This window comes from Nocardioides sp. (assembly GCF_036503465.1).
Taxonomy (GTDB): Bacteria; Actinomycetota; Actinomycetes; order Propionibacteriales; family Nocardioidaceae; genus Nocardioides.
This window is the reverse complement of the sequence record NZ_DASXWU010000099.1, coordinates 1-10,624: the sequence shown is the minus strand read 5'-3', so window position 1 is coordinate 10,624 and position 10,624 is coordinate 1. Positions and strand designations below refer to the sequence as shown.

Below are 10,624 nucleotides of genomic sequence, written 5' to 3'. Positions count from 1 at the left end.
AACTCGGGGGTGTTGGTCTTGCCGAGGCTGACCATGCCGGCTGCCTCGATCGCCAGGGTCACCGCGTCGGAGACGTCGGGCACGTAGTCGGCGAAGGCGGCCGAGCCGAAGGTGGTGCGCACCCCGGCGGTCAGGTTGAGGTCCTTGATCGCCGTGGGTACGCCGTACAGCGGGCCGGCCTCCTCGGGCACCGGCAGGAGCGAGTCGGCGCGCTCCAGCGCGAGCTCGGTGGTGTGGGTGACGAAGGCACCCACGTCGTCCGCCCGCGCGACGTAGTGCTCGGCGAGCTCCCGCGGCGACACCTCACCACGGCGTACGGCGTCCCCCTGCTCGAGCGCGGTCAGGTCGTGGGGCTCGCTCACCCGCCCGACGCTCGCCGCGGGGCCGGCGGCTCAGCGGCGCGCCCGGCGCAGACCGAAGGTGAGGCCGTCGAGCAGCGCCTCCCACGACGCCTCGATCACGTTGGCCCCGACCCCGACCGTCCACCACGACGACTCGCCGTCGGAGGTCTCGATCAGCACCCGGGTGATCGCGTCGGTGCCGTGGCCCTGGTCGAGGATCCGCACCTTGTAGTCGATCAGCTCGAACTTCGCGACCTCCGGGAACGCCCGCACGAGCGCCTGCCGCAGGGCCTGGTCGAGCGCGTTGACCGGCCCGTTGCCCTCGCCGGTCTCGACGTACCGCACGCCCTCGGCGACCAGCTTCACGGTCGCCTCCGAGACGGCCTCGTCCTCGGGCCGGGCGTGGGTCAGCGTCTCGGTGATGACCCGCCACGACTCGACGGTGAGGTACGTCGGGCGCCGGCCGTCGGCCTCCTCGGCCAGCAGCAGCTCGAACGAGGCGTCGGCCGCCTCGAACGTGTAGCCGCGTGCCTCCATCTCCTTGACCCGTGCGGTCACCCGGTCGACGAGCCCCCGGTCGCCGGACAGGTCGTAGCCGAGCTCGCGTCCCTTGAGCTCGATCGAGGCGCGGCCGGCCATGTCGCTGACCAGGAGCCGCATGTCGTTGCCGACACCGACCGGGTCCATGTGCTGGTACAGGTCCGGGTCGACCTTGATCGCGCTCGCGTGCAGGCCCGCCTTGTGTGCGAACGCCGAGCCCCCGACGTACGGCTGGCGGGAAGCCGGCGGCACGTTGGTGACCTCGGCCACCGCGTGCGCGATCCGGGTGGCCTCGCCGAGCAGCCCGTCCGGGAGCACCGGCCGGTGCAGCTTCAGCTGGAGGTTCGCGACCACTGCGACCAGGTCGGCGTTGCCGGTGCGCTCGCCGTACCCGTTGATCGTGCCCTGCACGTGAGTCGCGCCGGCCTCCACCGCGGCCAGCGTGTTCGCGACCGCGCAGCCGGTGTCGTTGTGGCAGTGGATGCCCACCCGGCCCGAGGTCCCTGATGTGACGGACACGACGTCGTGAACGACGTCGGCGACCCAGCCCGGCAGCATCCCGCCGTTGGTGTCGCACAGCGCGACGACCTCGGCACCCGCGTCGTACGCCGTGCGGAGCACCTCGAGCGCATAGCCACGGTCGAGCCGGTAGCCGTCGAAGAAGTGCTCGGCGTCGAGGAAGACCTCCTGTCCCTCCCCGACCAGGTGGCTGACCGTGTCGCGGACCATCTCGAGGTTCTCGGCGAGCGTGGTGCGCAGCGCGAGCTCGACGTGACGGGGGTGGGACTTCGCGACCAGGGTGACCACCGACGCGCCGCTGTCCCGCAGCGCGCCCACCAGCGGGTCGTCCGCCGCGCGTACGCCGGCGCGCCGGGTCGCGCCGAAGGCCGTGAGGCAGGCGTGGCGCAGGTCGAGCTCGTCGCGGGCGCGCGCGAAGAACTCGGTGTCTTTCGGGTTCGCCCCCGGCCACCCGCCCTCGATGAAGCCCACGCCCAGCTCGTCGAGCTGACGCGCGATGGTCAGCTTGTCCGTGACGGAGAGGTTCAGCCCCTCCTGCTGCGCGCCGTCGCGCAGCGTGGTGTCGTAGACGTGGAAGGCGCTGCTCGTGCTCCGGCCGGTGTCCATCGGTGCCTCTTCGCTGGTCCTCGTGGGGTTCGTGGGAAACAAAAAGACCCCCCGTCGGGACGAGAGGTCTGCGCGTCGAGAGGGCTCGACGCGCTAGGTGATGATGATGGTGCTGCTCAGGTGGCTCATGACCCGACCATGGTCGCATCTCCGGGGACGCCCGGTCGGCGGATCTCAGGATCCGGCCGACCGGAGCCGGGGGGCTCGGCTCTCACGCTAGAGAACGACGAGGCCCCCGCACGACAGCCGATCGGTCGGATTCCGCTCAGCGGCCCACGAGCGGCGGCTTCCCGAACGGCGACCAGCCGACCTCCAGGGAGGCCTGGTGACCGGCGAAGCCGGCGACGGCCAGGAGCAGCACGGTCAGCACCGCCCATCTCCCGGTACGCCGGGCGACGGCGTGCGCGACGACGCGCACCGGCCACCGCAGATGGCCGGCGCCGGGGCCGACCCACAGCCCGGCCTCGACACAGATCCCGGTGACCCACAGTGTGGTCGCCGTCGACAGGCCGGCGGCGTAGCAGAGGAGGAGCCCGGCGACGCCGATACCCAACGCCCACAGCCCGAGCAGGAGAGCTCCGGGCAGAGCAGCCACGAGGTACCACGGCGCCGAGAGCGGCGCCACCAGCACGTCGTACCACCTGGCGCCCCGGAGCCTTCTGCGATCCCCGTGGGCGGTGACCGTCATCGTGCAGGTGCGCAGCAGCCAGGAGACCGCGAGCAGCAGGACGAGCGCCCAGTACGGGCGGAGCGCCACCACCGCGCCCATCGCGACGGCGAGGGCACCCACGGTCAGCATCCGGCGGAGCACGACCGATGCACCGTCGCGCTGCGGAACCGGCTCGAGGTCCACCGGCAGGTCGTCGGGATCGCCGTCCTCGCCTTGCTCGGTGCGCAGGTGGAGGGTGCGTGAGCGCTCGTCGTACGCCGGGTCCCGGGTCTGGTCGTAAGGCTCGTCGCGGTACGCCGGAGCGGACCGCGACACCTCGGTCGGCGCCGCCGCTCCCTCGTGCGCGGCGATGGCGAGCGGGAGGGTGAAGGGATCCTCGGCCGACGTGGCCCGGGGGGACGTGGCGGCAACGCCACCGCCGAGGACGGAGATGATCTCGGAGATGCTGGGCCGGCGGCCGGGGTCCGGGACGAGGGCGGCGGCCACGACGCCACGCAGCTCGGCGGGCAGGCCGCCGAGGTCGTGCTCGCCTCGGCGTACCCGGTCCATGATCGCCATCGAGGGGCCGCGCCCGTACGGCGGATGACCGGTCCCGGCGAACGCGACGGTCGCCGCCCACGAGTGCACGTCGGAGGCGGTGGTGGCGTCGTCGCCGTACAGGATCTCCGGTGCGAGGTAGCCCGGGGTGCCGAGCAGCCAGCCGGTGTGGGTGAGCTTCGGGTCGTCGGCGACGCGAGCCAGGCCGAAGTCGATCAGGATCGGGGTGCGGCCCTCGAGCAGCACGTTCGAGGGCTTGACGTCGCGGTGGAGCACCCCGACGGCGTGCACGCTCGCGACGCCCTGGGCCAGGCAGCGGGCGAACCAGTCCAGGTCGGAGCCGGTGATCGGTCCCTCCTGCGGCACGTGGTCGTGCAGGCTCAGGCCGGGCACGTAGCGGGTGGCGACGTACGGCGTGGGCGCCCACGGGTCGGCGTCGACGATCTCGGCGACCCAGCGGCTGCGGATGCGCTCGAGCGAGCTCACCTCCCGAGCCAGACGGCGGCGCGCCTCGTCGTCACCCACGATGTGGGGCCGCAGGACCTTCAGCGCGACCCGCGGCCCGTCTCCCTTGCGAGCCAGGTGGACGACCCCCATCCCACCCTCGCCGAGGCGCGCGAGCAGGGTGTACTCCCCCACCATGCGCGCGGGTGTCGGCTGCACGGACACGCTCCACACGGTACCGGCCGGACCGCAGCGGACCCGTGATGCGCGGTGGCGCCGCGCGACCGCGGTGGGGCTTCAGCAGATGCGGTGCATCCAGCCGAAGGTGTCGTCCGCGCGGCCGTACTGGATGTCGACCAGGGCCTGCCGGATCGCCATCGTGACCTGGCCTGCCTCGGAGACCTCCGGGGTCTCCCCGCCGTCCCACTTGAGAGAGCCGACCGGGGTCACGACGGCGGCGGTGCCGCAGGCGAAGACCTCGCTGATCTCGCCGCTGGTGACGCCGTCGCGCCACTCGTCGATCGAGATCTTCCGCTCCTCGACCTGGTGCCCCATCTTCCCGGCCAGCTCGATGATGCTGGAACGCGTGATGCCCTCGAGGATGGTGCCGAGCTCGGGGGTCACGATGCGGCCGTCGGCGTACACGAAGTACATGTTCATGCCGCCGAGCTCCTCGACATAGGTCAGCTCCTGGGCGTCGAGGAAGACCACCTGGTCGCAGCCGTGGGCGGTCGCCTCCTGCTGGGCGACGAGGGAGGAGGCGTAGTTGCCACCGGTCTTGGCGGCCCCCATGCCGCCCCGTCCGGCCCGGGTGTAGTCGGTGGTGAGCCAGAGCGTCACCGGCATCGGCCCCCGCTTGAAGTACGCGCCGGCCGGGCTCGCGATCACCAGGAACGTGACGTGCTCGGCCGGTCGCACGCCGAGGAAGCGGTCGGTCGCGATCATGAAGGGCCGCACGTAGAGGCTCTTCTCCCCCGCGGCGTCCGGCACCCAGCGCTGGTCGACGCGGACGAACTCTTCTACCGCCTGGACGAAGTCCGCGGGTGGCAGCTCGGGCAGAGCCAGCCGCCGGCTGGAGCGCGCCATCCGCTCGGCGTTCGCCTCGGGGCGGAACATCCAGACGCTGCCGTCGTCGTGCCGGTAGGCCTTGAGTCCCTCGAAGATCTCCTGCGCGTAGTGGAAGACCGCGGTCGCCGGGTCGAGCGTCAGCGGGCCGTACGGCGTGATCTCGGGACCGTGCCAACCGTCTGACGGGTTCCACCGCACCGTGAACATGTGGTCGGTGAAGTGAGAGCCGAACCCGGGGTTGGCCAGGATCTCGGCAAGCCGCTCGTCGGCGACCGGCTCGGTCGTCAGGGTGGTGCTGATCTCCATGGGACGCACGTTAGTCCACCGTTCCATGCCTGAGGTTCTCGGCCGATCCATGACGTTCTGGGGCAACGCTTCACCCGCGAACGTCAGGGTTCCCCGGTCCACCGGGGAACCCGCCCGCTACCCCAGACTGCCGGCGATGGCGTCGCCGATCTCCGACGTACGCCGGGTGGCCCCGGGTACTCGGTCGGCGAGGTCGGCCACGACGGCGGCGTCGACGGCGCGGGCGGCGTCGGCGTGACCGAGGTGGGCGAGCAGGAGTCCGGCGGAGAGGATCGCCGCGGTCGGGTCGGCGAGGCCCTGCCCGGCGATGTCGGGAGCCGAGCCGTGCACCGGCTCGAACATCGAGGGAGTCGTCCGGTCCGGGTTGAGGTTGCCCGAGGCCGCGAGACCGATCCCGCCGGTCACGGCTGCGGCGAGGTCGGTGATGATGTCGCCGAAGAGGTTGTCGGTGACGATGACGTCGAACCGGGCCGGGTCAGTGGTCAGGAAGATCGTGGCCGCGTCGACGTGCAGGTAGTCGACGGTCACGTCCGGGAAGTCCGCGCCCACCGCGTCCACGACCCGCGACCAGAGCGAGCCCGCGTGGACCAGCACGTTCGTCTTGTGCACGAGGGTGAGCTTCCGCCGCGGTCGGCGCGCCGCGCGAGCGAAGGCGTCACGGACGACCCGCTCCACGCCGTACGCCGTGTTCAGGCTGACCTCGGTCGCCACCTCGGCCGGCGTGTTCGCACGGAGGCGGCCGCCGTTGCCGGTGTAGGGGCCCTCGGTGCCCTCGCGGACGACGACGAAGTCGACGTCGCCCGGGTCGGCGAGCGGTGTCGGGACGCCCGGGTAGGTCCGCGACGGCCGCAGGTTGACGTAGTGGTCGAGCTCGAAGCGCAACCGGAGGAGCAGACCTCGTTCCAGGATCCCGGCGGGGAGCCGGGGATCGCCCGGCTTGCCCCCGACCGCTCCCAGCAGGATCGCGTCGTGTCCGCGGATCTCGTCGAGCACGGAGTCCGGCAGCACCTCCCCCGTGGCGAGGTAGCGCTCGGCTCCCAGGTCGTACCGGGTCTGCTCGATCTTCACCGGGGCGGCCGCCTCGAGCACCTTCACGGCCTCGGCGGTCACCTCGGGCCCGATGCCGTCGCCGCCGATCACTGCCACCTGGATCGAGGTGTCCGGGGCGTCGGGCGTCGGAGCTGCGGTCATGCGGCGACCCTAGTTGTCGTCCGGCCGCTGACCGCCGTTGTCCCGTAGGTCGAGCGACGCCTGCAGGGCCTCGCGGCTCGGCGCGCTCTCGGACTGGTACGGCGCGTCGTACGACGGCCGGTTCTTCGCAGGACCCCAGCTGTCGGGGTACATGTCGTACACGAAAAGCTCCTCGTCTCGTTCGATGAGTGGATCGGAAGTGATCTGGGACGACGAGCCGCCTCGTGGCGGAGCCGGCGGATCCGGGTCGTGGGTCGCACGAAGGAGGATCAAGAGCTCGGGTCGCGGATCGCGCGAGAGAAGAGTTCCTGTGCGGATCCGCCCGGGGCGGTTCGTCGGGTGACAGGACCGGGGCGCAACGCCGAACACCGCGGCGAGTCGGTCCCGTCTGTCAGGACCCGCCGCGGCAGCCGATGAGTACGAACACGCTCCGCATGGTGTGGCTACCGTACGGCGCGCGCCCCGCCCCCGCAGCCGAATTGCCCGACCCGTTCACGATGCGAGACGTCGATACCGGGATGAGAGACTCGACGGGTGAGGAGGAGAGACCGATGAGTGCGCCCCCGGAGCTGCCCGAGATCGTCACCCGCGCGTTCGACGTCTCGCGCCGTGCCGGCTACGTCTCGTTCTGCCGCAACGAGACGGGCCGCCTGCTGGCCGCGCTGGCGGCCACGCGCGAGGGGACGATGGCGGAGTTCGGGACCGGCTGCGGTGTCGGCACCGCGTGGCTGCGTTCGGGTCTGCGCGGGCCGCAGACCCGCATCCTCACCGCCGAGCTCGACCCGGCACTGGCCGAGGCCGCAGCCGAGATCTTCGACGACGACACCCAGGTCGAGGTCCTCGCCGCCGACTGGGCGACGATGCTCGACCGCGGCCCCTTCTCGCTGCTGTTCCTCGACTCCGGCAAGCCCTCGGCGTCGAGCCCGGACAAGGTCGTGGAGCTCCTGGACGACGGCGGCATCGTCGTCCTCGACGACTTCACTCCCTGCCAGTCGTGGCCGCCGATCTTCGACGGCCGGGTCGACACGCTCCGCGAGGAGTGGCTCAGCGACGACCGGTTCGCAGCGGTCGAGGTGCTGGTCGCCCCGGACACGTCTGCCCTGATCGCCACCAAGCGCTGAACCGGCTCGGGTCGACCGCGGGAGTGGAAGCTAGAGGTTCTTCTCGAGCGGACGATCCGACGGGTTGCCGGTCTGCACCAGCAACGGTGGCAGGAGCGCCTGGCTGAGCGGACCGATCGAGACGGCGTACAGGATGGTCCCGACACCCGCGACGCCACCGAGCAGCAGGCCGATCGCCACCACGGTCAGCTCCATCAGCGTGCGCACCAGGCGCAGCGACCGGCCGGTACGCCGGGCCAGTCCGGTCATCAGGCCGTCGCGGGGGCCGCGTCCGAGCTGCGCGCCGATGTACGCCGCGGTGGCCACGCCCTGCAGGACGATGCCGCCCACCAGCAGACCGGCTCGCACGCCGAGCTCGTGAGGCGTGGGGAGCACCGCCAGGAACGCGTCGGTGGACAGCCCGATCACGATCGCGTTGGAGATCGTGCCGACGCCGGGGATCTCCCGCAAGGGCACCCACGCCAGCATCACCACGAAGCTGACGATCACCAGCGCCTGACCGATGTCGATCGGGAAGTGCTTCGTGAGACCGGAGTGCAGCACGTCCCAGGGGGCCAGGCCGAGGTGCCCGCGCACCATCAGGGCGATCGCGAAGCCGTAGAGCAGCAGCCCGGCGTACAGCTGGACCAGCCGTCTGACCAGCCGTCCCGAGCGCAGCTGGGCGATCGGGCCCAGCTCACTGAGCTCGATGCGCGGAGGTGCCGCGGTCGTCACGACATCCAGGATGACCACGATTGGACTACTCCTCAATAGCCAATTGAACTACAGTGGACTGCATGCCCGGATCCATTGCCGCCCCACGACTCGCGTCGCTGGTCGGCGGCTTCGACCGCAGTCCGGCCTACGCCGGGCTGGCCGACGAGCTGCGCCTGCTGATCGGTGACGGTCGCGTCAACGCCGATCTCCGACTCCCGAGCGAGCGCGACCTCAGCGTGGCGCTCGGCGTCTCGCGCACGACCGTCACCCGGGCCTATGCGTTGCTGGTCGACAGCGGCTTCGCCGCGGCGCGGCAGGGTTCGGGGACCTACACGCGGTTCCCCGGTGGCCGCCGCCAGGCGCTGGACCGGACGTTGACCCCGTACGCCGGGGACGAGGACGTGGTCGACCTGAGCTGCGCGGCACCGTCGGCCTGCTCCGGGCTCGCCGCGGCATTCGCCGAGGCCGCCCAGGACCTGCCCCTGTACCTCGGCGGCCACGGCTACTTCCCCACCGGGCTCCCCTGCCTGCAGGCCGCCATCGCCGCGACGTACGCCGATCGTGGGCTCCCGACCGAGCCGGAGCAGATCCTCGTCGTCCCGGGTGCCCTCTCCGCGTTGATGATCGTGGCCCAGGCCCTGGTGGGCCCTCGCGACCCGGTGCTGGTGGAGTCGCCCGGCTATCCCAACGCGCAGGCGGCGCTGGCCCGGGCCGGCGCCCGGCACGTCGGCGTGCCGATGGACGTGGACGGCTGGGACCTCGACGCGATCGGCCGGATGGTGAAGGAGGTGCGGCCGCGGCTGGCCTACCTGATCCCCGACTTCCAGAACCCCACCGGCAACCTGATGAGCAACGCCCAGCGCGAGCAGTACGCCGCGTTGCTGCGGCGAGGCGGGACGGTGGCGGTGGTCGACGAGTCCCACGCGCAGCTGCGGCTCGACGGGCGCCCGATGCCGCACCCGTTCGCGGCGTACGCGCCGGAGACCACGATCACCCTCGGCAGCGCGAGCAAGAGCCTCTGGGGCGGTCTGCGCGTCGGCTGGGTCCGGTGCCCGGCCGAGGTCGTCGAGCGACTGGTCGCGGCCCGCGTCGCGCTCGACCTCGGCTCGCCGGTCTACGAACAGCTCGTCACCGCACGCCTGCTCGAGCGCCGAGAGGAGCACTGGACGGCCACCCGCGCCCGGCTGCGCACCCAGCGGGACGCCCTCGCCGCCGCCGTCAGCGAGCAGCTGCCTGAGTGGCGCTTCCGGCTGCCACGGGGCGGCCTCTCGCTGTGGTGCGAGCTGCCCGCGCGCGGTCGCCGCGGCGTCGCGGTCGCCCTGGCCGCCGAGGCGGAACGACGCGGCGTCGTCGTCTCGCCCGGTCCGGTGTTCGGCGTCGACGGTGGCTTCGACTCCTTCCTCCGAGTCCCGTACACCCGCCCCGAGGGAGACCTCCGGGACGCCGTCGACCGGCTCGCCGAGGCGTGGGTCGCGGTCGCCAGCGGACCCACCCGTCGCGACGCGGGACGAGCCCGGGTGATGGTGGCGTAGCCGGGGTGCCCTAGACGAGGTCGACGGCCCGCAGCGTGGTGGCGTCGATCGCCTGCTCGATCTCGGCGAGCGCCTCGGCCGGGATCGCCGAGTCGACCGACAGCGCAACGAGGGCATGGCCGCCCTTGGCGTCGCGGGAGACCTGCATGCCGGCGATGTTGACGTTGGCCTCGCCGAGGATGCGCCCGACCGTTCCGACCATGCCCGGTCGGTCGGCGTAGGTGAAGAAGGCGAGGTGGTCGGTGGGCTCGAGGTCGACCGGGAAGTCGTTGATGGACACCAGCCGCTCGCGCTGCGCGATGCCGACCAGGGTGCCTCCGACGGAGACCTGCGACCCGTCGGCGAGAGTGCCCCGGATCGTGATCAGGTTGCGGTGGTCGGGACTCTCCGTCTCGGCGACGAGGCGTACGGCGGTGCCCCGCTCAGCCGCGAGCAGGGGCGCGTTGACGTAGGTGACCGGGTCCTCGACGACGTCGCTGAAGACGCCCTTGAGCGCGGCCAGCTCGAGCACCTTGACGTCGTACTCGGTGATCTCGCCACGGACCTCGACGTCGACCTGCTGGGCGACCTCGCCGGCCAGCGCGGTGAAGACGCGACCGAGCTTCTCGGTGAGGGGGATGCCGGGCCGGACGTCCTCGGCGATGACACCGCCCTGGACGTTGACGGCGTCGGGGACCAGCTCGCCGCTCAGCGCCAGACGCACCGACTTGGCGACCGCGATGCCGGCCTTCTCCTGGGCCTCGTCCGTCGAGGCGCCGAGGTGCGGCGTCGCGACGACGTTCTCCAGCTCGAACAGCGGGCTGTCGATGCAGGGCTCGTGGCCGTAGACGTCGACCCCGGCCGCGGCGATCCGGCCCTCCTTGAGCGCGGCGTACAGGGCTCCCTCGTCGACGATGCCGCCGCGGGCGGCGTTGACGAGCACCAGGGACGGCTTCACCCGGGCCAGCTCGTCGGTGCCGATCAACCCGAGGGTCTCCGGGGTCCGGGGCAGGTGGACGCTGATGAAGTCCGACTCGGCGAGCAGGTGTCGAGATCGACCAGCCGGACGCCCAT

At 72.0% G+C, this 10,624-nt stretch carries 10 protein-coding genes; 2 read left to right on the top strand and 8 right to left on the bottom strand.

All coding sequences use genetic code 11. The annotated features are described in order from the left end of the window. The 6 genes from VGK78_RS18680 to VGK78_RS18655 form a co-directional block, all read right to left on the bottom strand. Positions 1-362, bottom strand: a 362-nt coding sequence (locus VGK78_RS18680) for an amidase family protein (RefSeq protein WP_331529244.1), incomplete at its 3' end; no start/stop codon positions are given. Between the two features lie 30 nt (positions 363-392). Continuing rightward, entirely contained in the window at positions 393-2,006 is a 1,614-nt protein-coding gene (gene cimA / locus VGK78_RS18675) for a citramalate synthase (RefSeq protein WP_331529242.1), read from the bottom strand. A 265-nt stretch (positions 2,007-2,271) separates the two neighbouring features. Further along, the gene (locus VGK78_RS18670) at positions 2,272-3,882 is read right to left on the bottom strand and encodes a serine/threonine-protein kinase (protein WP_331529240.1); all 1,611 of its coding nucleotides are present in this window, start codon (positions 3,880-3,882) and stop codon (positions 2,272-2,274) included. Positions 3,883-3,954: 72 nt separating this feature from the next. Further along, entirely contained in the window at positions 3,955-5,031 is a 1,077-nt protein-coding gene (locus VGK78_RS18665; protein ID WP_331529239.1) for a branched-chain amino acid aminotransferase, read from the bottom strand. Between the two features lie 117 nt (positions 5,032-5,148). Further along, positions 5,149-6,222: a 3-isopropylmalate dehydrogenase gene (locus tag VGK78_RS18660; RefSeq protein WP_331529238.1), complete on the bottom strand. Its 1,074-nt coding sequence runs from the start codon at positions 6,220-6,222 to the stop codon at positions 5,149-5,151. A gap of 9 nt (positions 6,223-6,231) precedes the next feature. Beyond that, positions 6,232-6,384: a hypothetical protein gene (locus VGK78_RS18655; RefSeq protein ID WP_331529237.1), complete on the bottom strand. Its 153-nt coding sequence runs from the start codon at positions 6,382-6,384 to the stop codon at positions 6,232-6,234. 389 nt (positions 6,385-6,773) lie between these two features. Here VGK78_RS18655 and VGK78_RS18650 point away from each other — a divergent pair, with 389 nt between their 5' ends. Then, positions 6,774-7,343, top strand: coding sequence for an O-methyltransferase (locus VGK78_RS18650; RefSeq protein WP_331529236.1), 570 nt, complete (start codon positions 6,774-6,776; stop codon positions 7,341-7,343). Positions 7,344-7,373: 30 nt separating this feature from the next. On the opposite strand, the gene VGK78_RS18645 is transcribed toward VGK78_RS18650, so the two are convergent. After that, positions 7,374-8,057 carry a hypothetical protein gene (locus VGK78_RS18645; RefSeq protein ID WP_331529235.1) on the bottom strand — a complete coding sequence of 228 codons (684 nt, stop codon included), beginning with the start codon at positions 8,055-8,057 and terminating at the stop codon, positions 7,374-7,376. Positions 8,058-8,119: 62 nt separating this feature from the next. Between VGK78_RS18645 and VGK78_RS18640 the strand changes: the two genes are divergently transcribed. Further along, positions 8,120-9,571 carry a PLP-dependent aminotransferase family protein gene (locus tag VGK78_RS18640; protein WP_331529234.1) on the top strand — a complete coding sequence of 484 codons (1,452 nt, stop codon included), beginning with the start codon at positions 8,120-8,122 and terminating at the stop codon, positions 9,569-9,571. A 10-nt stretch (positions 9,572-9,581) separates the two neighbouring features. On the opposite strand, the gene VGK78_RS18635 is transcribed toward VGK78_RS18640, so the two are convergent. Continuing rightward, the coding region (locus tag VGK78_RS18635; RefSeq protein ID WP_331529233.1) for an NAD(P)-dependent oxidoreductase at positions 9,582-10,624 on the bottom strand (1,043 nt) is incomplete at its 5' end.

Coding starts and splice junctions, on each gene's coding strand:
- cimA (WP_331529242.1), bottom strand. CDS start 2,006: ATGGACACCGGCCGGAGCACGAGCAGCGCCTTCCACGTCTACGACACC.
- VGK78_RS18665 (WP_331529239.1), bottom strand. CDS start 5,031: ATGGAGATCAGCACCACCCTGACGACCGAGCCGGTCGCCGACGAGCGG.
- VGK78_RS18660 (WP_331529238.1), bottom strand. CDS start 6,222: ATGACCGCAGCTCCGACGCCCGACGCCCCGGACACCTCGATCCAGGTG.
- VGK78_RS18650 (WP_331529236.1), top strand. CDS start 6,774: ATGAGTGCGCCCCCGGAGCTGCCCGAGATCGTCACCCGCGCGTTCGAC.
- VGK78_RS18640 (WP_331529234.1), top strand. CDS start 8,120: ATGCCCGGATCCATTGCCGCCCCACGACTCGCGTCGCTGGTCGGCGGC.